We start from the raw sequence: 24,589 nt of genomic DNA on the forward strand, positions 1-24,589 counted from the left end.
CCATGTCATCAGCAATGAATACGTTCTTATTTGGCTCATAGCTGAGAGATTTTATATAATCGAAAGTTGTATTTTCACGGCAAAAGACAACTAACTTATCACTATTATTAGTGAATAAATCGCTATACCCTCTGATGGTCGAAGGCATAATGATCGTTTTGTGAAATTTGTGAATATTACTTTGAATAAAATCGCGGCCCTCAGCATACAGTCCTTCTATGAGGTTTCCTCCGCCACCAAAAATTAAAATATCAGTATCAGCGCTGTAGCGCTCATCGGCCCTGTAAGGAACATAGGTAAGCGCATTTCGTTCGAAAAAATCGTACGTTGCAGATGCAATCACGCCATCACCCGCGTTACCGGGGTTTGCCTTATAGACAAATCGATGAGATGGATGATAGGATTTTAGAAATAAATCAAATTTTAACTCTGCACTGGTCATTTTTTATCCTGTTTAACAGAAGCTATTGATTGCTATCTTAATATTACTTCAACTTACTCATTATTATAGAAAAGTCTAGGTTACTAAGGAAAGATCACAATGAAAAAAGTTCTTATAATGACGCCGGACATAGAGGGGCCTGTCCGTAACGGCGGCATTGGTACTGCTTTCACTGCCCTTGCCACTACTTTGGCAAAAAAGGGTTATGATGTCGATGTATTGTATACATGTGGTGACTATTCGGAGTCTTCTGCATCAACTTTTAGCGATTGGTCACGTATTTATAGCACCTTTGGTATTAATCTGCTAAGTACCGGTCTGGTAAAAGAGATTAATATTGATGCGCCTTATTTTAGAAGAAAAAGTTACTCAATTTTGCTCTGGCTGAAAGAAAATAATGTCTACGACACTATTATTTCTTGTGAATGGCAGGCAGATCCGTATTACGCTTTATTAAGTAAAAAGAATGGCACTGATTTTGAGAATACAAAATTCATTGTCAATACTCATAGCTCAACATTATGGGCTGATGAAGGTAATTATCAGCTCCCATATGATCAGAATCATCTTGAACTCTATTATATGGAGAAAATGGTTGTTGAGATGGCTGATGAAGTCGTTAGTCCTTCTCAGTATTTAATTGACTGGATGTTGAGTAAACACTGGAATGTTCCTGAAGAACGCCACGTTATTTTAAATTGTGAGCCATTTCAAGGGTTTGAGGCGAGAAGTGATGTTGTCGTAAAAACAAATGAAACACCAGTTGCAGGCGTTGAGCTTGTATTTTTCGGCCGGCTTGAAACCCGTAAAGGGCTCGATATCTTTCTGCGCGCATTAAGAAAACTCTCTGACGAAGACAAAGAGACGATCTCTGGCGTGACTTTCCTCGGGAAGAATGTCACGCTGGGTAAAATTGATTCCTTTACCTATATCATGAACCAGACCAAAAATCTGGGTCTGGCAGTCAATATCATCAGCGATTACGATCGTACTAATGCTAATGAATATATAAAAAGAAAAAATGTATTAGTCATCATCCCATCGCTCGTTGAAAACTCTCCTTATACAGTTTATGAGTGCCTGGTTAATAACGTTAACTTCCTCGCCTCAAACGTCGGAGGAATTCCAGAACTGATTCCGCAAGAGCATCATGCTGAGGTTTTGTTTACCCCAACGCCGGTTGATTTGTACGGTAAAATCCACTATCGCTTAAAAAATATAAATATCAAGCCTGGGCTGGTTGAGTCACAGGAAAATATCCAGACAGCGTGGTTTGCCGCTATTGAGCGAAAAGATAACAGCGTCTTCAAGAAAATAGATGAATCGAATCGCCCGTTAGTTAGCGTGTGTATCACTCATTTCGATCGTCACCATTTGCTCCAGCAGGCACTTGCCTCAATTAAAACGCAGACGTATCAAAATATTGAAGTCATTTTAGTTGATGATGGAAGTACAAAAGAAGAATCTCATCGTTATTTGAACCTTATCGAGAACGATTTTAACGCTCGAGGCTGGAAAATCATCCGTAGTTCAAATAACTACCTGGGCGCGGCGCGAAATTTGGCTGCGCGACACGCCTCCGGTGAATATCTGATGTTTATGGACGATGATAATGTCGCTAAACCTTTTGAGGTTGAGACATTTGTCACGGCAGCATTAAACTCCGGGGCCGATGTGTTAACCACCCCAAGCGATCTCATTTTTGGTGAAGAGTTCCCTTCTCCGTTCCGTAAAATGACGCACTGCTGGCTGCCGTTAGGCCCGGATTTAAATATCGCCAGCTTTAGCAACTGCTTTGGCGATGCTAATGCCCTTATCCGCAAAGAAGCTTTCGACAATATCGGTGGCTTTACTGAAGATTATGGTTTAGGCCATGAAGATTGGGAGTTTTTTGCGAAAGTATCCTTACAAGGCTATAAATTGCAGCTCGTTCCTGAACCGCTATTTTGGTATAGAGTAGCAAACTCCGGAATGTTGTTAAGCGGAAATAAGAGCAAAAATAACTATCGTAGTTTCCGTCCATTTATGGATGAAAATGTGAAATATAACTATGCGATGGGGTTGATTCCTGCTTACCTCGAAAAAATTCATGAACTTGAGAGCGAGGTGAGCCGACTGCGTAGCATCAATGGCGGCCACTCTGTCAGTAATGAACTGCAGCTTTTAAATCATAAGATTGATGGTCTTATTTCCCAGCAAAGAGATGGCTGGGCCCATGACCGCTTTAATGCCCTTTATGAAGCCATTCATGTTCAGGGCGCCAACAGAGGTAGAAGTCTGGTTCGTCGGGTGGGCAGAAAAGTTAAATCCCTGTTGAAATAGCAGCGTTCGCGGAGCTCGAAAGGGCTCCGCAAAAAAGAGTTTTAATGAAGTTTAATTGTTCGACGCACTCAGCTCACCCCGCAGGCGTTGAACAGCGCGCTTGTCGCGCTGGCCCCGAAGGGGTGAGCCGCCGTGCGGCGAATAATCGAACGGAGTTCGATGGAGAGTCCGGCCGCAGAAAAGCAAAAACCCAGCCATAGGCTGGGTTCTCTAAATAAGTGGTGCCCGGACTCGGAATCGAACCAAGGACACGGGGATTTTCAATCCCCTGCTCTACCGACTGAGCTATCCGGGCAACGGGGCGCATTAAACCGTAATCCGTACGCGGCGTCAATCAAATTTCTCGATTTATCTACCGGTTGCTTAAGTTTGCGGCAATTCTGCGCCTGAAGACGCTTTTTTGCTGAAAATTACATCATACCGTTGTCGCCTTCACGGATTTTCCAGCCGCTGGTCACCGAGATAGCGCGGCGTAATCCGGAGATCGCGTAGTCGCCAACAATGTCTTCGTCATCGCGCGGCGAGCTGATCGTGATTTCCGCATCGACGCCGTGACGATAGGCGCCGTGGTGGCTAAAGATGGTGCCGATAAAACATTTATCGTTCAGCCAGACCGGGATATATGCCACGGTTTCATAGATATAGTTCGACGCTACCCCGCTGTAGTAGTTTTCCGCGTCGTCGGATGATGTGCCCGGAGGAATAGGGCAAATTGGCGCGTCATTGTCGCTCTGTGGCTTATCCTTGAGCAGGTTGCTCTGCATCACTTCCAGCGACTTCAGCAGGTCTGACTTTTCCCGCTCATTCAGCGCGGGCGTCAGAGGCTGGTCTTTTTCCGGCGAGCGAATGTCGTTAAGGGTGTAGCGATAGCGGATTGTCACTGCTGGCGTACTGCCTGAGGGGCCAAACGGGCGCAACAGATAGAGATTATCTTCGCCAAACTGGCCGTTGTACCAGAGTGCGTAAACCTGGCCGTTAATGCGCACCCAGTGACTCCACTGGTTGGCGCCGCGGCCGTTGAGAGAATAGAGCGCGCCCGGAACGCCTGCGTCAAAATCATCGCCATTGCCGCTATCATCGCTGTTGACCGCAGCAAAAGCGTCGTCGCTGCGTTTTAGTATCCCGGTATAGCTAAAGAGTCCGGTGCCGCCAACGTAGCTGTCGATAATTAAATCGCGTTTACCGTCTCCGTCGAGGTCGACCAGCGTAAAGCTGACTTTACCGTTTTCGGAGTCGGCGCTGATATCGGACTGGAGAAACGCCTGCCACTCATCATCGCTGATATCGGCGGACGGCTTCGTTGTCGATACCAGAGAGTCGTCCGCGTAGGTCAGCGTAAAATGGCTGACGTTCCCGCTGAGGGGGAACTGCTCGGCGATATTATTCAGATCCATTTCAGGATTGGCCTTCTGCTCCTTTAATACGGCGTTATACAGCGCTTTCAGCGCGTTGTTATCGGCATCTTTCTGCTGCTTCGGGATAACCTGGCTCACAAAGGTGGGCAGCATCCACGCGCCGCCGGGGGCGATCTCCCGGCAGTCGCCGGTGGTGTATTTCAGGCTCTGGACAAACGTTTTGCCATCCCAGACGCGCTCTTCACCGCTGATGCAGTCGGCGATACCGCGGCCTTTATTGAAAAAGGTGAGCACGCCGTCGGCATAGCTGGAGGCGTCGGTGGTGACCAGCTGAGGCTGGGTCATAAACGCCTTGTCGACCACCCACGTTGCATAGCCGTCGTTGTAGGCAGCGCGCCAGCACAGCGCCTGAATTAGCGTGTGGCTTTTATCCAACGGCGTTGCGGTGATCTGGCGCTCAGATGCCGGGATATCCGCGTTTTGCCAGTCGTCGCAATGGCTGTTTAGCAGAGGGACGAGCTGAGGACGGAGTTTCTGCCGCTGCTTTGCCGTCAGCGCTACGGTGGCGGCATTGTGGATGACCGGCGCGGCGATAATTTCCGGCGCGGGCGCGGCTGATAAAATATTGTCATCACCGGCGTCGCCCTGGCGTAACAGCGCATCGGCAGTGCCCAGGCGCTGCTGAAACTCATCCATTTTCAGGAATACGGCGCTGCTGCCCGCGTCGGAGAGCGTCTTACGCTCGCCGTTAAGGGCAAGCTCAATTTTGCCGTTATGCTCCAGGGCCTGAATCAGGGCCGCCGTTTGGGTGTCATCAAAGCGAAAGTGGCTCTCGTCGGCGGCCTCAAGTGGACCGTTATCCCGATCGTCAATGAACAGATTTACCGTTGCGTCAGGGGGGATATCGCGTTCGGTTTGCGCGAAAGTCGCAACAGCGATGACGTGCTGCGCCGCGCCCGCATTGCGGGTCAGCAGAACGCTGACTTCGCCCATGGTGGCGCCATAGCCGGCGGCTCGGCAGGTCCCGGTGTTGTCGCAGGCGAGCTCCCAGTCTTTGTGCGCGAAAGAAAAGCCTTGCGGAGAAGCTGCCAGGAGCGGTGTCGAACACAGCCCCATGATGGCAACCCAAAGAAGAGAGCGCATATCAAACCCTGTCAGCATATCGATGAGGAGGGGATTATATGCGCGATGAATTGGTTAAGATATCGGAATCAGGTCAGGGCGCCGCCCATACGGCACTGGGCAAAACGCAAAATGTCTTCTGCCAGGCGACGCGCGGTATCGACATCCGTCTGGCTGCGCTTGATCAGCAGTCGGCTCAGGCAGCCTTCAACGATCAGCTCCATCTGCTTTGCGACCATTGCTGGATCGTCAACTTCGAGCTGGCTAAGCAGTTCATGGGTATAGGCCAGCGAAGCCTGCTTTTGCTGCTCGGCCAGCTGATGGATCGGATGCTGAGGGTCCGGATAAAAAGTACAGGCGGCAATAAACAGGCAACCGGGATAACGATGGTTGCTTACGCAGGTGGTCAGCGCGGCGTAGCGGGCCAGCAGCTTCTGCTCCGCGCTGAGCGACTCGTCCAGTAAAAGCTGGCGGCGCCAGGCATCGACCTGATGGCTGAGATAGCGAAGCGCGTCGTACAGCAGCGCTTCCTGGTCAGGCCAGAAACGTTTGAGGTCATTGAGCGGGTAAGCCACGCGCTCGGCGACCATTTCCAGCGTGGTGTTAGCGATACCCTCGATTTCGAGGATTTGGATGGCTTCACCCAGGACATCTTCACGTTGCACGGTCTTTTCCTCCATTATTCCTCCTACAGTGTCGCTCACGGTTGTCGATCGCGCAAATGGGCGCTGAATGCCGCGGCATCCATAAAGCCGGTGACGCGCTGCGCGGGCTGCTCCTCGCCCTGTTCATTGAAAAACAGAATGGTGGGCAAGCCGAGCACCTGGAGGTGCTTCAGCAGCGCCGCGTCCTGCGCACTATTTTTGGTGACATCAACCTGCAGCAGAACGGTCTCTTTCAGGGCCTGTTGAACCTCTGGTGAGGTAAAGGTGTATTTCTCGAACTCTTTGCAGGCCACGCACCAGTCGGCGTACAGATCGAGCATCACCGGTTTGCCTTTCGCCTGGGCCAGCGCCTGATTGAGCTCATCGACGCTATGGATACGGGTAAACTGGAGATGGGACTGCCGTTGCGCGACCGGCGCATCGAAAGCCCAGTCCTGCAGCGGACGGGCGCTGACCAGCGCGGCGCCGAGCATCGCTATTTGCACAATACGCAGCCCGGGGCGCGTGCTGCCCAGCGAGGTAATAAACGCCCAGCTAAAAAAGGCGACGCCAAGCAGCGACCAAAGCCGCAGGCCCCACGGTTCGCCCACGACACGCTCGAGTAAAAATACCGGCAGCGCCAGGATCACAAAGCCAAAGGCGGTTTTGACGTGGGCCATCCACGGGCCGCTTTTCGGCAGCAGACGGTTACCGAATACGGTCACCAGGATCAGCGGCAGCCCCATACCGAGCGCGTAGAGGTACAGGGTACCGCCGCCCAGCCACAGATTACCGCTCTGGGCGATATAGAGCAGAATGGCGCTCAGCGGCGCGGTGGTACAGGGCGAGCAGATTAATCCGGCAATTGCCCCCATGGCGAATACGCCGCCGGGTGAACCGCCCTGGCGTTTGTTGCTCATCAGCGTCAGACGCGTTTGCAGCGACGAAGGCAGCTGGAGCGTAAACAGACCAAACATCGACAGCGCCAGCAGGATAAACACCACCGACAGGCCGATCAGCACATAAGGGTGCTGCAGCGCCGCCTGGAACTGCAGGCCCGCAGCGGCAACGACCAGCCCCAGGGCGGTATAGGTTAGAGCCATACCCTGGACGTAGATAAAGGCCAGCAGCAGCGCGCGGGCGGTGGAGAGGCGTTTTTGACCGCCCAGCACGATACCGGAAATGAGCGGATACATCGGCAGAACGCAGGGGGTAAACGCGATGCCGATACCAATTAATAGCGCCCAGAGCGCGCTAAAGGGAAGAGCGGCATCTTTATTGTCCACAGTGGGGGGCGGAAGGTCAGATGGCGACTCTACCGGCAGCGCCGGGCGCGTTTCCAGCGGCAGAGGCGGGTTGAGCTTTGGTTGTTCGACCGTAGCGCCGCTGTCGGAGCGCGCCAGCGCATTGCCGAGCGGCACGATTTTGGTTTCCGGCGGATAGCAAAAACCGGCATCCGCGCATCCCTGATAAGTCACGGTAAGAGTCGCGCCGGCGGCGGCGTGAGTCAGAGTGACCGGCACGGTCAGGCGCTGGCGGTAAATTTCGCTTTTACCGTAAAACTCGTCCTCATGCCATTCGCCTGCAGGCAGCGAGGGGTCGGTAAACGCCGCATCGGCGGACGTCAGCTTTATCTGTTTACGGTAAAGATAGTAACCATCCTTGATTTGCCAGGTCAGATTAAGATCGTGTTGATTCTGCTGAAAATCGAAGGCAAAAGCCTGGTCAGCAGGAACAAAGTTCGAACGGCCAGGGGCGTCGAACAGGCCGGCAATGGCCGAAGTGCTGCAAAGCAGCAGGATCAGCGTAATGATGCGTTGAGCCATGAGAGGTAATCGTTGTCTCCGTGAATAACGGGCAGAACCAGAAGTTCAGGGGTTTGATACGGGTGATGGGACTTCAGGCAGTCCAGTAGCGCCTGCTGATGGGCAAGGTCGGTTTTCAGCAGCATTTGCACTTCATACTCCTGCTCCAGTTTTCCTTCCCAGTAGTAGAGCGATGTCGCTCCCGGCAGGAGAGTGGCGCAGGCGGCGAGTTTTTCCGCCAGCGCTTTGGCCGCCAGGTCCTGGGCGGTCGCTTCATCCGGCGCGGTACAGAGTACAACAACAGCATCAGGCATCGTCATCGTGAACCTCGTATCAGCGAAAAGAGGCACTATAGCACGCAAGGTGGGGAGGATTAACGCAACGGGCCAGGATCTGGCCCGAATTTGAAGAGATTTACAGCATGATGCCGCCGAAAATAAACCCGAGGATCACGCATAGCGTAATGGCGATGACGCCGGGGATCAGGAAGGCATGGTTAAAAACGTATTTGCCGATGCGGGTTGAGCCGGTGTCATCCATTTCGACCGCCGCCAGCAGGGTGGGGTAGGTCGGCAGAACGAAAAGGGCGGAGACGGCGGCAAATGAGGCGATGGCGGTAAGCGGGCTCACGCCCAGCATCAGCGCGGCGGGCATCAGCGCCTTGGTGGTCGCGGCCTGGGAATAGAGCAGGGTTGCGGCGAAGAATAGCACGACCGCCAGCAGCCACGGATAGTTGTGCAGCAGGTCGCCCGCCACGGTCTGGATATCGCTGATGTGGGCTTTAACGAAAGTATCCCCCAGCCATGCGACGCCGAGAACGCAAACGCAGGCGCTCATGCCGGATTTAAACGTGCTGGCGTTAAGCACTTCACCGGTGTCGATTTTGCAGGTGATGCTGATCAATGTCGCGATAGTCAGCATAAATACCACGATCGCTTCGTTACGCGGCAGGAGCGGGTTCTGGATCAGGCCTACGGTATCGCTAATGGCAGTGGCGTAGAACATCACCGCGACGATACCAATCAGAAACAGTAATACCGAGCGTCTGGCGTGCGGCTTCAGTTCAAAAACCTGGCTGCCGCGCAGTTTGACTTCCCCTTTTGCCAGCCGCTCCTGATAAATCGGGTCGTCTTTCAGCTCACAGCCGAGGAAGTTACAGACGATGGCGGTAAGCATGACGGCAATCAGGGTAACCGGAATACAGATCGCCAGTAGCGTCAGGTAGCTGACGCCCAGGGGCTCCAGAATACCGGCAAAGAAGACCACCGCTGCGGAAATCGGCGAGGCGGTAATGGCAATCTGCGAAGCGACTACCGCAATGGAGAGCGGGCGTGAGGGGCGGATGCCCTGTTCTTTTGCCACTTCGGTGATAACCGGTAAGGTTGAGAACGCCGTATGCCCGGTTCCGGCAAGCACGGTCATAAACCAGGTGACCAGCGGCGCGAGAAAGGTGATGTATTTGGGATGACGCCGGAGCATACGTTCGGCAAGGCTGACCAGGTAATCCATCCCTCCGGCGACCTGCATGGCGGCGATAGCGGCGATAACCGCCATAATGATTTCGATGACGTCGAAGGGGATCGCGCCAGGTTTAATTTGAAACACGAGGGTCAGGATGAGGACGCCCAGGCCACCGGCGAAACCGATGCCGATTCCCCCGAGTCTGGCCCCCAGATAAATCGCCAGCAGGACAATAACGAGTTCTGCACCAAACATATTTGCCTTCCTTGTTTTATTAACAAGTTGATATTGGGTTGTTGTAATTTAGTAAATCAATAAGAACAAAAAGGGCATGTCATTGCTGACATGCCCTTGGTTAGTTTAATCGGAAAACCTACTGTTCGCTTTCATCGGTATAACGCTTCGCTTTATAGGCCGGATGCATCAGGTTTTGCGCAGAGAAGATATCGTCCAGCTCCGCCGCGGTCAGCAGGCCGCGTTCAAGCACCACGTCCCGCACGCTTTTGCCCGTTTCAGCGCAGATTTTGCCGACGATATCGCCATTGTGATGGCCGATATACGGGTTGAGGTAGGTGACGATGCCAATGGAGTTGTAGACGTAGCTTTCACATACCGCTTTGTTGGCGGTGATGCCGCTGACGCATTTTTCCAGCAGGTTGTAGCAGGCGTTGGTCAGAATATGGATAGATTCAAACATCGCCTGGCCAATCACCGGTTCCATCACGTTCAGCTGCAGCTGGCCCGCTTCGGAAGCCATGGTGACGGTGGTGTCGTTACCGATTACTTTGAAGCATACCTGGTTGACGACTTCCGGGACCACCGGGTTAACCTTGGCGGGCATGATGGAAGAGCCCGCCTGCAGTTCAGGCAGGTTGATTTCGTTCAGGCCAGCGCGCGGGCCGGAAGAGAGCAGGCGCAGGTCGTTACAGATTTTGGACAGTTTTACCGCCAGGCGCTTCAGAGAGCTGTGGACCATCACGTAGGCACCGCAGTCGGAGGTCGCTTCGATCAGATCTTCCGCGGGGACAACCGGCAGGTTGCTGACTTCCGCCAGTTTTTGTACCGCCAGCTGCTGATAGCCATCCGGGGTATTCAGACGGGTGCCGATAGCGGTCGCGCCAAGGTTCACTTCCAGCAGCAGTTCCGCGGTGCGCAGAATGCATTTGGTCTCTTCGTTAAGCAGAACATTAAACGCGTGGAACTCCTGACCGAGGGTCATCGGTACCGCATCCTGTAGCTGAGTCCGGCCCATTTTCAGAATGTCCTGGAACTCCACGGCCTTCTGCTGGAAGCCTTCGCCCAGCTGATTAATCGCATCGATCAGTTTGAGGATGGAGGCGTAGACCGCGATGCGGAAACCGGTCGGGTAGGCATCGTTGGTGGACTGGCATTTGTTAACGTGGTCGTTCGGGTTGAGGTACTGATATTCGCCTTTCTGGTGGCCCATCAGCTCAAGGCCGATGTTCGCCAGCACTTCGTTGGTGTTCATGTTAACGGAAGTGCCCGCGCCGCCCTGGAACACATCGACCGGGAACTGGTCCATGCATTTGCCGTTATTCAGGACCTCATCGCAGGCGGCGATAATGGCATTGGCGACGCTTTTGGGGATAGTTTGCAGCTCTTTGTTAGCCTGCGCAGCGGCCTTCTTCACCATCACCATTCCGCGGACAAATTCAGGGATATCGCTGATTTTGTTGTTGCTGATGTAGAAGTTTTCAATCGCTCTCAGAGTATGGACGCCGTAGTAAGCGTCAGCTGGAACTTCCCTTGTACCCAACAGGTCTTCTTCGATACGAATGTTGTTTAACATGTGAACCTTCTCTTTCAAGCTGCCTATGAATTCACCAAATACGCAGAATTAATGGGATCTAGCGCATTTTCTGGCCGCAGATTATTTCCTTAATCGGCCCGGTGCCCACGATCATATGCTGATGATAGCGAATATCAGCCGCCCTGATCACTTATTATGTAGTGAATCTTATAAGAATTATTAATCTGTGAAATGAGTCACCGGTTTTCTAATTTTGAAAAAAATAAGCTTTTTTTACGATTGAAAAGTGACGTTTTGGCCCAACATCTTGCTGATGCGAATAGCACATCTATGACTACGGGCGCCGATGCTGGCGTCTGTTAATGAAGGAGACGCCGGTGCGTTGGATTCCGTTAATTGCCGTTTTTTTATACGTTTACATTGAAATCTCGATCTTTATCCAGGTCGCTCATGTGCTTGGCGTTCTGCTGACGCTGATTCTGGTGATCTTCAGCTCGGTGGTGGGGATATCGCTGGTGAAAAACCAGGGCTTTAAAAACCTCATGCTGATGCAGCAGAAGATGGCGGCGGGGGAGAGCCCGGCCGCAGAGATGATCAAAAGCGTGTCGCTGATTATCGCCGGTTTGCTGTTGCTTCTGCCGGGGTTCTTTACCGATTTCCTGGGGCTGCTGCTGCTGTTACCTCCGGTACAGAAGCATCTGACCTTAAAACTGATGCCGCATCTGCGCTTTAGCCGGATGCCGGGCGGCGGGTTTAGCGCCGGAACGGGCGGCGGCGATACCTTTGAAGGCGAATACCAGCGTAAAGACGACGAACGCGACCGTCTCGATCATAAAGACGATCGCCGCGACTAACATGCATTGCCCGGGCCGGTTACTCCGGCCTGGAATACCCCTCCGCCAGCCTGCGCTTCGGTAAAAACAGCCACAGTACCGCCAGCATGATAAACGCGTAAAGGCTCTTCCAGCCCACCATCGCCAGCAGCAGCAGGCACAGCAGGCCGCCAAACGCCGCTAACGCGCGATAACGTCCCTCAAGCAAACGGCAGCCCGCCAGCATGCACAGCAGATAGATCATAATAAAAATGCCGTTGGCGTAGACGATCAGCGCATCAAGATTGATATTGAGCGCATAAATGCATAACGCGCTAATGACGCAGCAGCCGAGCACCGCGTTCAGCGCGTTGCGCGGAATCTGTCGCGGCGACAGCCGGGCCAGATAGCTCTCGGGCTTGTACTGCGCCTGCGACCAGACCAGGCGAGCAAAACTCTGAATATAGATATTGAGGCTGGCGAAGCAGGCGAGATAGCCGATAACGCAGGCAATCCACAGCGCCTGCACGCCAAACAGTCGCACCACGATATTGGGCAGCGACGCGGCGGCGGCCATCTCCTCGCCAAAGGCATGAAAATGCAGGACCAGCACGGTACAGGCCCAGTAGACGGAACCCGCCAGTAATAAGCCAATCATCAGCGCGCGGGGGAAATCGCGTTCCGGCTGCTTAAACTCAGAGGCCAGGTGTGCAAAAGCCTCCAGCCCGACAAAGCACCAGAACATCACGGAGAGTGCGGAGAAAAGCTGCGAACTATCGATTTCAGCGGGCGCCGGGAAGGGGATCTGCGCGGGATTGATCGCGCCGCGCCACCAGATGGCGACGATGAGGGCGACAATCAGCACGGCAACCAGCGTCTGTAGATTGGCGCTGGAGCTGGCTCCGCGAGAACCGACCCACCAGATAATCGCCAGCGTTCCCAGCTCGGCCAGCAGCAGCTGGCTGTCATGCCAGCCAAAAAGCGCCTGACCAAAGCCGGTGGCGATGTGCAGGGCCGCGGGTAATCCCACCGGGATCACCGATAAAAAGAGCCAGCCGGTGACGCGCGCCAGACGCGGGCCAAAGGCCATATTCACAAAATGCGCCACGCCGCCGGCGCTGGGAAAGTGGCGGCCCAGCGTCGCAAAGACGATAGCGATGGGAAACACCAGTAAAATCAGCGCCGGCCAGGCCCAGAGGCTGTTATCGCCGGCGACCAGCGCAGCCAGTGCCGGAACGGCGAAGACCCCGGTTCCCAGTAATGACGTGGAGAGTAATCCCACGCCTTGAGCCAGCCCTAACTCCTGTTTTAAACCACTCATGATTCAACCTTGCGCCCGGCAAAAAAAGGATGGTATCACAATCGCTTTTGCTTATGACGTCAGGCGAGGACGGCAAATTTATGTGCGTCCGAGCACGAGGACAAATTTTTTTTTACTTTTCCCCTTGAAGCGGTAAAACCCCATCCCCATCTCTCAGGGCACTAGCCGGAAAACCGTGTGCGGACCGGCGTCATCCATAACTGATAATGACTTTCTCAAAGGAGAGCTATCAAAATGAGTATTCGTCCGTTACATGATCGTGTGATCGTCAAACGTAAAGAAGTTGAAACGAAGTCTGCTGGCGGCATCGTTCTGACCGGTTCTGCGGCAGCAAAATCAACTCGTGGCGAAATCATCGCTGTCGGTAAGGGCCGCATCCTGGAAAACGGAACCGTGCAGCCTCTGGACGTTAAAGTTGGTGACATCGTCATTTTCAACGATGGCTATGGCGTGAAGTCCGAGAAGATCGACAATGAAGAAGTGTTGATCATGTCCGAAAGCGACATTCTGGCAATTGTTGAAGCGTAATCCGCGAACGACACTGAACATACGAATTTAAGGGAAAGATAAAATGGCAGCTAAAGACGTAAAATTCGGTAACGACGCTCGTGTGAAAATGCTGCGCGGCGTAAACGTACTGGCAGACGCAGTTAAAGTAACCCTGGGCCCGAAAGGCCGTAACGTGGTTCTGGACAAATCCTTCGGTGCGCCGACCATCACTAAAGATGGCGTTTCCGTAGCGCGTGAAATCGAGCTGGAAGACAAGTTCGAAAACATGGGCGCGCAGATGGTGAAAGAAGTTGCCTCTAAAGCGAACGACGCTGCAGGCGACGGTACCACCACTGCAACCGTACTGGCTCAGGCTATCATCGCTGAAGGCCTGAAAGCCGTTGCTGCGGGTATGAACCCGATGGACCTGAAACGTGGTATCGACAAAGCTGTCGTTGCCGCCGTTGAAGAACTGAAAGCGCTGTCCGTACCGTGCTCTGACTCTAAAGCCATTGCTCAGGTAGGTACCATCTCCGCAAACTCCGACGAAACCGTAGGTAAACTGATCGCGGAAGCGATGGACAAAGTCGGTAAAGAAGGCGTGATCACCGTTGAGGACGGTACCGGTCTGGAAGACGAACTTGACGTGGTTGAAGGTATGCAGTTTGACCGCGGCTACCTGTCCCCGTACTTCATCAACAAGCCGGAAACCGGTGCTGTTGAGCTGGAAAGCCCGTTCATCCTGCTGGCTGACAAAAAAATCTCCAACATCCGCGAAATGCTGCCGGTTCTGGAAGCCGTAGCGAAAGCTGGCAAACCGCTGGTTATCATCGCTGAAGACGTAGAAGGCGAAGCGCTGGCGACCCTGGTGGTGAACACCATGCGCGGCATCGTTAAAGTGGCTGCGGTTAAAGCGCCGGGCTTCGGCGACCGTCGTAAAGCTATGCTGCAGGACATCGCAACTCTGACCGGCGGTACCGTTATCTCTGAAGAGATCGGTATGGAGCTGGAAAAAGCGACTCTGGAAGACCTCGGTCAGGCGAAACGCGTTGTTATCAACAAAGACACCACCACTATCATCGATGGCGTGGGTGAAGAAGCTGCGATTCAGGGCCGCGTTACTCAGATCCGTAAGCAGATCGAAGAAGCGACTTCTGACTACGACCGTGAAAAACTGCAGGAGCGCGTTGCGAAACTGGCAGGTGGCGTTGCGGTAATCAAAGTTGGCGCAGCGACCGAAGTTGAAATGAAAGAGAAGAAAGCCCGCGTTGACGATGCCCTGCACGCGACCCGTGCTGCGGTTGAAGAAGGCGTGGTTGCCGGTGGTGGCGTAGCGCTGGTTCGCGTTGCCGCTAAACTGGCTGGCCTGACCGCTCAGAACGAAGATCAGAACGTCGGTATCAAAGTTGCTCTGCGCGCAATGGAAGCTCCGCTGCGTCAGATCGTATCCAACGCCGGTGAAGAGCCGTCAGTTGTTGCTAACAACGTGAAAGCCGGTGAAGGTAACTACGGTTACAACGCCGCAACTGAAGAATATGGCAACATGATCGACTTCGGTATCCTGGACCCAACCAAAGTGACGCGTTCTGCTCTGCAGTACGCAGCATCCGTTGCTGGTCTGATGATCACCACCGAGTGCATGGTCACTGACCTGCCGAAAAGCGACGCGCCTGACTTAGGTGCTGCTGGCGGTATGGGTGGCATGGGCGGTATGGGCGGCATGATGTAATCGTGCGCTATACCCCTTAGAAATAAAGAACCCTCGGGCAGAAATGCTCGGGGGTTTTTCTTTTTGTCGTCTTTTTAGTATAAGGTTGTACATCCGGGCCAGTGCGTCCAGCTCATTGATCGTGGGGAATAACATGCAGGTAAAATATTTAGCAGGGATTGTCGGCGCAGCATTGTTGTTAGCAGGTTGCAGCTCCAGCAACGAATTGACCTCTGGTGGCCAGAACGTACGCTTTGTTGAGGATAAACCGGGTTCCGAATGCCAGCTGTTGGGCACTGCGACCGGTACGCAGAGCAACTGGCTGTCCGGGCAGAATGGTGATGAAGGCGGCTCTATGCGCGGTGCGGCAAACGCTCTGCGTAACCATGCGGCAGAAATGGGAGGCAACGTGATTTACGGCGTCAGCAGCCCGACGCAGAATCTGTTGTCCAGCTTTGTCCCGACCGATAGCCAAATGAACGGCCAGGTTTATAAGTGCCCGAATTGATTTAACAGGTGCCTCTCTTGAGCCAATAGAGGCACCTGGCATATTTTTTAGCGCGCGTTGATTTTCGCCTGTGTCGCCAGGTAGAACGCATGTAAAGGCCGCAGGCACTCCTCCAGCGACAGCATTTTCCCAGGTTGAGAAGGAATAATTTGGCTAAAAATCTGGCAGGGCTGATGCTGCGCGTGCACTTCTTTCAGTTTTGGGCTTTTTTCAATTAAGCGCATCACAACGCTATTCTCCTGCTCTGACGGATGGGCGGCGTTGGTTTTAATCACAGCGCCGGAGATGATTTTTCGTCCTGCCTCCGTATCACAGCAGTACAGTACGCCCAGATAATGGGAAAACAAATTGAGTTTCCATTCATCCTGGATGTACTGCTGATAATCAACATTCTTGGTATTCGTTAAATCCAGTGCATATAGCATCAGGCTTTCCAGTGATGACGTTAAATTTTTAATCAGTTCGTTATCACCAGCGTTTTTAAGGGATTGCTGAATGCCAACCAGCAGCGCTTCAACCTGCATATCATCAATGCGCAGGGTAGCAATTTGCTCGTTTTGCAGCACCAGAATGAGCGTTGACCAGGTCGCGCCTGGTTTTAACGTAATCGATATGACTCGCCTTTCCGGATTGGGCTGCTGGACTTCCGGCATATCTATAACCGGGGTGTTTTCTATGAGCTGCTCATTAAAAGCAACCAGCTCACTCTTATAACTTTCACCTTCAGCGTTTAAGCGCTGTAATACGATGGCCATCCTGTGTTGTAAAACTAACAGGAGGTCGGTAAGCGCCTGGGCCTGAAGATAGTAAGACTGGAAAAGTTGGTTACTCAGCTTTACTTTGAGCATTAAAGCTAAAAATTTGTCTTCATATTTAATTGATGCGGTATTAAAACCAATAAACGTGCCTTGCATTCGGATCTCCTTTTCCTGAGGGTTACGCTGGTGCCAGCGTGCGTAGCTGTGATAAATCAATAATGCGATCGGCCGAGGCAATGGTGGATGGCCGATGGGCGACGATGATTCGGGTAATGCTTAGCCCAGAGATAGACTGGTTAATCACCGACTCATTTTTAAGATCGAGATGACTGGTGGCTTCATCCATAAACAGAATGCTGGGTTTTCGATAGAGGGCGCGAGCGATTAAGAGCCGCTGTTTTTGCCCGCCAGAGATGCCTAAACCGAGCTCGCCGACAATGGTTTCGTACCCCATCGGCATTTTCATGATTTCATCATGGATATTACATCTGCGTGCGCATTCAACGATAAAGTCCATATCGGCGTTATCTTCAAAGCCGCTGATATTATCGATCAGGGAACCCGAGAAGAGTCTGTCTTCCTGCAGAACGCAGGCCGTTCCATGACGGAAGTTGTTAATGCCGATTTTCTGAATATCGAGGTTATCCGCTATCACATCGCCGCTGGTTGGGGACAGCAGGCCGCACATGACTTTCAGTAGTGTGGTTTTACCGACGCCGGAAGGGCCGACCAGCGCGATGGATTCGCCCGGTTCAACGGTAATATTTAAATTAGAAAAAATAGGCTGCGAGAACGGATCGTACTGGTAGCTGAGATTCTTCACTTCCAGTTTAACGCCCGTGTTTTCTGCAAAAACGCGTCGTGAAGGCAGTTCTTTTTCCGGCTCGCTAAAGACGATCTCTGAAAGACGCTCATTATGTAACGACAGCATACGTAGCTGCATAATCAGATCGATCAAACTTGAGGCGCGCTGCGAGAACTGACCGCGATAGGCATTAAAGGCCATAAACATGCCAAGGGTCATATTGTTATCAATAACCATAATTGCCCCCAGCCAGAGAACCGCAACCTGGTCGATAGAAGTAATAAAGGTATTAATACCGCCAAACATCATATCGAACCGAGTCTGTTTGATGCCGGCATTACAGGCGTCGATGTTGATATTTAACCAGTGCTGCGAACGGCGTTCTTTTAAGTTCAACGCCTTAATGGTTGAAATACCGTAGAGCGACTCCATAAAGTGCGAGCTGGAACGGGCGCCCTTGATAACCTGCTCTTCGGCAACGCGGCGGTAGAAGCTGTAGGTCGCAAAACGCATGATGACGTAGCATAAAGTAAAGCCCACCACGACCCAAACCAGCCAGCCGCCATAAAGCGTTAGCATAATCAGCAGGCCAACGGTCATAATCGAATCGATAATGCCGGTAACAATGCTATTGGTGAAGGTTGAGCGGATAGTATCCAGCGAGGAGAAACGAGACTGAATATCGCCCAGATGGCGCTTCTCAAAAAAGGATAACGGCAGGCTCGCCAGATGATCGAACAGCGTTGTCTTCCACTGAATATTGGTCAGCGTATTTAACGTTAATGAGATCCAGGCCCGCAGCATACTAATAAATGTACGGAAGAGCGTGAAGAAAACCAGGCCAATACAGATAACTGAAAGCAGACTCTGATCGTGCGCCATGATGACGTGGTCGGTAACCAGCTGCGTGCCGATGGGTAACAACAGACCGATAGCCTCAACCACTACCGAAAAGGCAAAGATCTTGAGCAGGACGGATTTCAGCCCAACAATATTACGCATCAGGTCCAGCAGGCGTAGACGAGATTTCGCCTGTTCCTGCTGAAAGTTTTGGTCCGGCCATAGCTCCAGCGCAACGCCGGTAAAGTTATTGGACATTTCCTGGATGCCAATAACCCGTTTACCCAGCGCCGGGTCGTGAACAATAAAGCTGCTTTTACGCACTTTAGTGAGCACCACGTAATGATTCAAACCCCAGTGGATGACGCAGGGCAGCTTTAGCTGCTTGATTTCATCCAGGTCGAGGGATAGCGCACGGCTTTTCAACCCGGCATGTTCCGCCGTTTTGCTCAACGACATGAGCGTAACGCCCTGAGAAGGACTGCCGTAGCGATGGCGGAAGTTGAACAGGTCGATATTGAGCCCGTAGAAGCCGCAAACCATCGCCAGACAGGCGATACCGCATTCGGCAGCCTCCGACTGTAATATCACCGGCGTTTTATGGCGGAGCGAAAAATTTAGCTTATCGGTAATCGTTTTAAACAGTTCTTTATGCATCGATCGGGCCACTCACGCTTTGCGTCATCTTATAGAAAGGGGTAAACATCCACATATAAAGCGGACGCTCTTCAAGAAAAACTACCGCCTGAGCCTTCAGGCCGTTAGAGAGCGTGAGCGTTTTTCCGTTGTAGTTAAAAGTCTTGTCTTTAATTTTTATAATGGCTTTATAGAGCGCCAACTCCTGCTGGCTAGTGCCGTTATTAACGTTGGTATATTCAGCCATCTCCTGGCGTGATGCTGGAACCGAGGAGATAGAAATAACCTTTCCTGGAAATTGCCCAAATTTATCCGCAGGAAAAGCATCATAGCGAATATTAATGGTGTCGCCTGGCTTCACATAAGGGATAGTATTATTAGGTAACCATAGGATGAGATAATACTCAATATCCCCTGTGGGTTTGATCTGTGCGAGGCTGCTGCCGTTCTCAACCATCTGCCCCTTAGTCACTGCCAGCGACTCAATCTTTCCATTGGTCGTTGCTTTAATAATGAGATTACCATTCGCGTTGGATTCTACCAGCTGATTTTTGTAATCATTGATTTGATTGTGCTGGCTGGAGATCTGATTATCAAAGTCTGCTGCTTTGGTTATTTTATCGCTATTGGTTTGCGTGAGCTGAGATTCCAGCTGCATTTTTTGGGTAACCAGAGATTGATAGGCACTTTGCTGTTGAAAATATAAAGAATGCTGATAGTTATACTGGTCTTTAGTGATCAGACCATCCTTGAGGTATTTATCATAGCTGGATAAGTTGGTATGCATTTTGTTTAAGCCTACCTGAGTCGTCGCCAGCATGCGATTAGTTTCAGCTAGTGAGGCGCTGGTAGTTTTAATCTGTTTATCAAGGGCGGTTAATGTTTCAGCTTTATTGTGCGTCAGTTTTCTTATAATATCTTCGGCATTGGCGATTTTTTCATTAATCACTTCAATTTGGGCTGCGCTCACATTCCCATTGATGGTATTACGCGAAACGTCAAGCTCATAAAGTGGTTGGCCTTTATTTACGATATCACCCACTTTTACGTGCTGATTAACAACAAAACCTTGCTGTGGCGCGAAGACGTTCACAGAGTGGGGGAGGGTAATGACTTCGCCACGTACATCTATGCGCTGAGTGAAGGTGCAAAATATGAGAGATAATACAAGGGCAATAAGAAAAAGTGATGCTAACAAGGTGACCAACCATGCTGGGATGCCTGCTAACAATAATGCTTTCCCTTTCCAGTGATTTTTTTTGTACTCAATCGCTTCCTTGCGATAGATATTTTTTAACATTGTTGTCAGCTTTGAGATAGAGAATTAAGATAAAAGAAGGCTCGTTAGAGCCTTCATAAAGTTATGGTCTGAAAACTTTCTTACCAGTAGGCTAGCGTACCATCAACAAATCCATCAAACATCTCGATACATTTATCGAGAGTGATATCCCAGCCAACCATGGCACCAGCAATAGCACCACCAACGCCGCCAACGCACAGACCGTAAATCATCCCCACCGCCTGGCCAATTGACCCGATACCCAAAATGCCGCCACCGTTGCCGCCGAAGATGCCGCCCATAGCAGAACCGGCAAGTGCGCCTGCAGTGGCACCTAAAATGGATGCCCCGATAGCTTCTGCGCTATTAAAAACAATGCTGGTTAAGGCGCCAGTAATCGATGAGAAGTCCCAGGAGTAGCCACCAGAAATCTCTTCCATTTCAAATACAGTGAGTTGTTTCATTATATATTCCTTTAATATATGAGTGTTTTAAGAAAACAACAACAAGTCAAAATCTATTTTGACATTTTTAGAAAACGAAATACACGAATGTGCAAGGTGGTATTTCGAGGCTGATTCTAATATGTAACTGTTATTTTTCAATGTCTGTGTTGATGATTGATTAGTGAATTTTTAGCGGTTCATGTATCAGTTTAGTGAATTAATATTGATGGTATGATTGTGTGTGAGAGAACGGATTGATAACGACAGGTATTTATAATCGCCATGTTCAGGCTGCATGAGCGTTGGCTGAGTGCGCTCATGCAGCCACTTAATGCAGTAAACTGCCAGGTATTCTCTTACTCACCACTCGAATAATTTTGGATTCATAACGTTTTTGCTTTTATTCATCATTAAGTCTATGTAAAACTTGCTGGTATATGCTTATATCCTTGCTTACAGGAAATTATTCCTCCTGGAGGATGACCTCTAAATCTGTTTTTATCTCCCCAGTGATGCCTGCAGAGATATTTTTAGCGATTTTAAAATAGTCAGCAGTGAGCGTTAAATCCTGACTCTTAGCACTGACGAAGGGATAAGCACTCAGATCGTTAAATTTTATCGCAGAACCATTTTTCTTAAGAATAATACCTATGTTTTGAGCGCCGTCTGGTAATGAATTTAGTAATAGTCCATTTATGCTCGTTGATGCTACAGATATAGGGCTAAACCAGTAAACATATTTTTTATTGATTTCTGAATCCGGACAGTTAATATCGAGGGTAATATTTTTGGACTTGCCCGCGGCACTGCCGACTGCTACGGAATTTAAATCCGAAATATCAATGGTTGATAGTTTTACGATACTCCCATTGCGAGGCGAGATTTCGCAGGTAGTTTCCTTAAAAGTAATGTTAGTCAAATCCACATTGATTCTGAATAATTCAGCGGTATTCGATGCACCCGTGTTGGTCTGATTTGGCGGGCCAGCCATAAAATAAACCGCCGTTTTGTTTCCCTTTTGTTTCGTTATGGGGCCGGTTTTCACTAACCAGACCATGACCTGTCCAGACGCTTTAGAAAAATAATGATTACTGGCTATTTCTGGCTGATCTATTTCTGCAGGGGAAAAATAGTTAATTGATGGTAAGGTAATATCAGAAATCTGAAACCCAATACCGGGGATACCTGTCTCATAAACTATTTTTCCACCAATTTTAGTAATATTAGATGGGCTTACGACAGGTACGGTTCTGACGACATAAACATCGCTGGAACTACACGATGAAAATGTTTTGGGATTTACACTTCCACGTCTTGCCGACGCTAATATGCTACCGTTAGGTAATGTGGAATCCGCGATGACAGAACCGTTAAAACTAACGGTAATCGCACCGCCACCCGTTTTACTATATGAGCAGGTAGCCACCGCCTGTAAGCTTATGCTGAGTAAACTAATTATAAAAAAAAGACATTTCATAGTATTACTTTCCCTGTTGGTGGCAAACCGCAGTCGTCTGCGCGATGCCTTCGATTTCCATAGCCAGACTATAAGCCGCTTTACACTGCTGGCCAGTCTTTGAACCCCACTGGGCATAGACTTCACCGTTATCTTTTAGACCAGACATGTAGACCATCCCACCATCAGACACGATACTGGCCTGGGCATTTTTATCGGTAGTTGACGTTACCGTTGCGCCATACGGCACGTTTTCACCTGATGCTCTCTTAAGGATAAGGAATGCGCGGCGGCCAATATTACCCGCGAAGTTCGCCCGTACCACGGCTGCACGGGTAGGCACGACTTTTTGCGTCGTATTTGGCAATTCCATATTATTCCCCAGAGTCGTGCTATCTAAGGTTACGTTGGTCCGATGGTATGGCGTAACGTACGGAATAATCGCGTAGCCGCGGGAGTCCGTTTCGATAGTCGCGTCGTTTTCCAGGCGTACATTTTTCAGCCCGGGTGCTTTAACCAATACGGCGGTTTCAGACATTTCCTGACCCAGGGTAATACCATCGGCATGCATTAATACGCCGCCGCTCAGACCATAGTTAATCAACTGGCTATGTTTGGCGTAACTGTAGCCGGCGTTAACTGAACCCGTTGAACCACGATAGTTGCCGTAGACGCCACCGCTGGCATCCTCCCGATTGCTGTAGCCCTGCTGTACGTTCCAGTCGAGGTTATGATTTTCCAGCGCCACCCCGCTCAGAGAAACATACTGATCGGTCGAGCCCGGGCTGCTGTTGGTGACGTTGTAGGTCGCATAAGCATTGGGCAACCACTCGCTTAAAGGAATAGAGATATTAAATGAAATGACATGGTCATCTTCTACATAACGGCCGGAGGCATTATTTCCCCAGCTGTAGCGGCTATAGCTATAGCCAGCATAATAGTTAAAGCGACGGAACCCGCCGTTGTAACCAATATTCAGCGAGTTATTGTGGCGCTTGCTGTCCCAGTAATCCTCGAATATCCCGGATACAGAAAGGCTACCTAACCCGGCCCCCAGGCTTTGGCTGACGGTAATATTGGTTCTGTTACGCAGAGAGCGTGGAGTATAGCCGCCGTATCTGTTGCTATAGGTGTTCATCACATCGCTTAGCGTATTGTACCCGGAGGTCGAATAGCGGTAGCCGGCTACGGTAATATTGGTGCCGGTCTCAAGAATATTTTTACCATAGCGGATACGCCAGGATTGGCCGGACGTTTTATCTTCATCTTTCTTGTGGGACCAGGCTGTCGTGACGTCTGCGGAAACCGCGCCAATATCGCCAAGGTTTTGCCCGGCCCCGAAAGCGAGCGCCTGATAGTTGGATGCCGCCTGCAAACCGGTATAGAAAGTGGTGTTGCTTAAGACACCGTAGCCGATCGTAGCCTGCGTAAACGGCTTTTCATCTATATTGCCGTCATATGGGCGATATTTACCGCTCGTGATCTCATACTCCATCTGGCCTTCTCTGAGCATTAATGGCAGAGAGGCGTAAGGCACGACGAAGTTCTGTCGGGAACCATCGGACTCCTCGACGGTGACGTAAAGGTCACCGTTGCCGCCGGTCGAGTAGAGATCGGTGATTTCGAAAGCGCCCGGAGCGACAAAGGCCTGGTAGATTTGATAGCCATTCTGTTTAATGACGATGCGAGCGTTGGTCCTGGCAATACCACGAACAACAGGCGCGAAGCCGCGCAGGCTTTCAGGAATCATGTCCGTATCGGTTGCCAGCTGAATCCCCGTGAAGGGCACGCTGTCAAAAATGCTGGAGAGAGAGGTGCTTTCACCCATGACTAAGGTGCTTTTCAACGACACAATGCTTCGCTGCGCATAGAGATAGACGGAATCCCAGTCACTCTTCGTGCCTGCTGATTTATTCCAGGTACTAAGGTTGCGCAGGCGCCACGGCCCAATGTTCAGGCCGGATTGTAGGTTAAGATTGTAATACTCATTGTCCGCTTCATAGTCTTTGCCCGAACTAAACTGATAGTTGGTCAGCAAGGCGTTAATACCGTCATCAAACTCATCGGGAGAAACAAATCCCTGAGCTATCGTCGACAGGGCTGCCTGCGGTATAGATATCAGCAGTTGTTGAGTATTAAAGTTAAAATCGGTGGTGAAATCCGGGATGACGCTCGTATCAGCGCAGCCGTTAGCATCCTCTTTTAATGTTGGAAATGCATCTGAACGTAAACCATAGGTGGTTAATTTAGCAATGCTTAAACATGGCGCGAGTTTTAAGGCATCAGTCGCCGGATCTTTTTTGTCAACAAAGCGAATATCGGCCGTTTCTTGCAGACTATTATTTAAAATAACGTCAATGCGGTACACCCCTGGTGCCTGTGCATCCCTGGTTGAATACAGGGACAGGTCCGGTATTGAGGATGGATCGCCCTGATTTACTGATTTTATAAAAGCGGGATCAAAAAAATCACGTGCCAGGGCATTAGCGCTTAAACCGAGAGCGAGCGCCGGAACGAGAACGAAAATTGTGTGGTAGGTTCCGGATAGCGCCCCTCCCATCTTTTTTATTGAAATAGACATACTTTTCACCCTGGCCAATGAAAAAGAA

19 protein-coding genes and 1 tRNA gene are annotated in these 24,589 nt (G+C 50.8%); 5 read left to right on the forward strand and 15 right to left on the reverse strand.

Annotated elements, in window-relative coordinates; translation table 11 throughout:
• Positions 1 to 442, reverse strand: a 442-nt coding sequence (locus HMPREF1144_RS20730; RefSeq protein ID WP_009653878.1) for a polysaccharide pyruvyl transferase family protein, incomplete at its 3' end; no start/stop codon positions are given.
• A gap of 99 nt (positions 443 to 541) precedes the next feature.
• Here HMPREF1144_RS20730 and HMPREF1144_RS20735 point away from each other — a divergent pair.
• The gene (locus HMPREF1144_RS20735) at positions 542 to 2,764 is read left to right on the forward strand and encodes a glycosyltransferase (protein ID WP_009653886.1); all 2,223 of its coding nucleotides are present in this window, start codon (positions 542 to 544) and stop codon (positions 2,762 to 2,764) included.
• A gap of 219 nt (positions 2,765 to 2,983) precedes the next feature.
• Here the strand turns inward: HMPREF1144_RS20735 and HMPREF1144_RS20740 are convergent.
• From HMPREF1144_RS20740 to aspA, 7 genes are all read right to left on the reverse strand, one after another.
• A tRNA-Phe gene (locus HMPREF1144_RS20740) sits at positions 2,984 to 3,059 on the reverse strand.
• A 115-nt stretch (positions 3,060 to 3,174) separates the two neighbouring features.
• Positions 3,175 to 5,262 carry a DUF1176 domain-containing protein gene (locus HMPREF1144_RS20745; protein ID WP_042928165.1) on the reverse strand — a complete coding sequence of 696 codons (2,088 nt, stop codon included), beginning with the start codon at positions 5,260 to 5,262 and terminating at the stop codon, positions 3,175 to 3,177.
• Between the two features lie 68 nt (positions 5,263 to 5,330).
• Positions 5,331 to 5,906, reverse strand: coding sequence for a transcriptional regulator (locus tag HMPREF1144_RS20750; RefSeq protein WP_009653888.1), 576 nt, complete (start codon positions 5,904 to 5,906; stop codon positions 5,331 to 5,333).
• Positions 5,907 to 5,941: 35 nt separating this feature from the next.
• Positions 5,942 to 7,711: a protein-disulfide reductase DsbD gene (locus HMPREF1144_RS20755; RefSeq protein ID WP_009653884.1), complete on the reverse strand. Its 1,770-nt coding sequence runs from the start codon at positions 7,709 to 7,711 to the stop codon at positions 5,942 to 5,944.
• The gene (cutA, locus tag HMPREF1144_RS20760; RefSeq protein WP_004097896.1) at positions 7,687 to 8,010 is read right to left on the reverse strand and encodes a divalent cation tolerance protein CutA; all 324 of its coding nucleotides are present in this window, start codon (positions 8,008 to 8,010) and stop codon (positions 7,687 to 7,689) included. Before cutA ends, HMPREF1144_RS20755 begins: the two co-directional genes overlap by 25 nt.
• Positions 8,011 to 8,104: 94 nt before the next feature.
• Complete coding sequence (locus HMPREF1144_RS20765; protein ID WP_004097897.1) at positions 8,105 to 9,406, reverse strand: anaerobic C4-dicarboxylate transporter; 1,302 nt, start codon at positions 9,404 to 9,406, stop codon at positions 8,105 to 8,107.
• A gap of 118 nt (positions 9,407 to 9,524) precedes the next feature.
• Positions 9,525 to 10,961 (reverse strand): aspartate ammonia-lyase, encoded by a 1,437-nt coding sequence (gene aspA / locus HMPREF1144_RS20770; protein WP_004097898.1) that lies wholly within the window; start codon positions 10,959 to 10,961, stop codon positions 9,525 to 9,527.
• A 338-nt stretch (positions 10,962 to 11,299) separates the two neighbouring features.
• Here aspA and HMPREF1144_RS20775 point away from each other — a divergent pair, with 338 nt between their 5' ends.
• On the forward strand, positions 11,300 to 11,776 hold the full coding sequence (locus HMPREF1144_RS20775) for an FxsA family protein (protein ID WP_004097899.1): 477 nt from the start codon (positions 11,300 to 11,302) through the stop codon (positions 11,774 to 11,776).
• Positions 11,777 to 11,795: 19 nt separating this feature from the next.
• Here HMPREF1144_RS20775 and yjeH read toward each other — a convergent pair whose 3' ends face one another.
• Entirely contained in the window at positions 11,796 to 13,055 is a 1,260-nt protein-coding gene (gene yjeH, locus HMPREF1144_RS20780) for an L-methionine/branched-chain amino acid transporter (RefSeq protein ID WP_009653871.1), read from the reverse strand.
• Between the two features lie 234 nt (positions 13,056 to 13,289).
• Here yjeH and HMPREF1144_RS20785 point away from each other — a divergent pair, with 234 nt between their 5' ends.
• From HMPREF1144_RS20785 to HMPREF1144_RS20795, 3 genes are all read left to right on the forward strand, one after another.
• Positions 13,290 to 13,583 carry a co-chaperone GroES gene (locus tag HMPREF1144_RS20785; protein WP_003855929.1) on the forward strand — a complete coding sequence of 98 codons (294 nt, stop codon included), beginning with the start codon at positions 13,290 to 13,292 and terminating at the stop codon, positions 13,581 to 13,583.
• A 43-nt stretch (positions 13,584 to 13,626) separates the two neighbouring features.
• A complete protein-coding gene (gene groL, locus HMPREF1144_RS20790; protein ID WP_004097907.1) occupies positions 13,627 to 15,273 on the forward strand; it encodes a chaperonin GroEL in 1,647 nt (548 codons plus the stop codon).
• A 133-nt stretch (positions 15,274 to 15,406) separates the two neighbouring features.
• Positions 15,407 to 15,760 carry a DUF4156 domain-containing protein gene (locus tag HMPREF1144_RS20795; RefSeq protein ID WP_004097909.1) on the forward strand — a complete coding sequence of 118 codons (354 nt, stop codon included), beginning with the start codon at positions 15,407 to 15,409 and terminating at the stop codon, positions 15,758 to 15,760.
• Positions 15,761 to 15,807: 47 nt separating this feature from the next.
• On the opposite strand, the gene yjeJ is transcribed toward HMPREF1144_RS20795, so the two are convergent.
• The 6 genes from yjeJ to HMPREF1144_RS20825 all read right to left on the reverse strand — a co-directional run bounded on the left by yjeJ (position 15,808) and on the right by HMPREF1144_RS20825 (position 24,561).
• The gene (yjeJ, locus tag HMPREF1144_RS20800) at positions 15,808 to 16,674 is read right to left on the reverse strand and encodes a YjeJ family protein (RefSeq protein ID WP_009653879.1); all 867 of its coding nucleotides are present in this window, start codon (positions 16,672 to 16,674) and stop codon (positions 15,808 to 15,810) included.
• Positions 16,675 to 16,696: 22 nt separating this feature from the next.
• Positions 16,697 to 18,820, reverse strand: a complete 2,124-nt coding sequence (locus HMPREF1144_RS20805; protein ID WP_004097913.1) for a peptidase domain-containing ABC transporter — start codon at positions 18,818 to 18,820, stop codon at positions 16,697 to 16,699.
• Complete coding sequence (locus HMPREF1144_RS20810; protein WP_009653885.1) at positions 18,813 to 20,099, reverse strand: HlyD family secretion protein; 1,287 nt, start codon at positions 20,097 to 20,099, stop codon at positions 18,813 to 18,815. Before HMPREF1144_RS20810 ends, HMPREF1144_RS20805 begins: the two co-directional genes overlap by 8 nt.
• Before the next feature lie 80 nt (positions 20,100 to 20,179).
• Positions 20,180 to 20,542 (reverse strand): hypothetical protein, encoded by a 363-nt coding sequence (locus HMPREF1144_RS20815; RefSeq protein ID WP_004097919.1) that lies wholly within the window; start codon positions 20,540 to 20,542, stop codon positions 20,180 to 20,182.
• A gap of 445 nt (positions 20,543 to 20,987) precedes the next feature.
• A complete protein-coding gene (locus tag HMPREF1144_RS20820; protein ID WP_009653883.1) occupies positions 20,988 to 22,001 on the reverse strand; it encodes a fimbrial protein in 1,014 nt (337 codons plus the stop codon).
• Positions 22,002 to 22,005: 4 nt separating this feature from the next.
• Entirely contained in the window at positions 22,006 to 24,561 is a 2,556-nt protein-coding gene (locus HMPREF1144_RS20825; RefSeq protein WP_077251535.1) for a fimbria/pilus outer membrane usher protein, read from the reverse strand.
• Between the last annotated feature and the right edge of the window lie 28 nt (positions 24,562 to 24,589).

The sequence above is a fragment of the Klebsiella sp. OBRC7 genome, from assembly GCF_000293135.1.
Classification (GTDB): domain Bacteria; phylum Pseudomonadota; class Gammaproteobacteria; order Enterobacterales; family Enterobacteriaceae; genus Klebsiella; species Klebsiella michiganensis.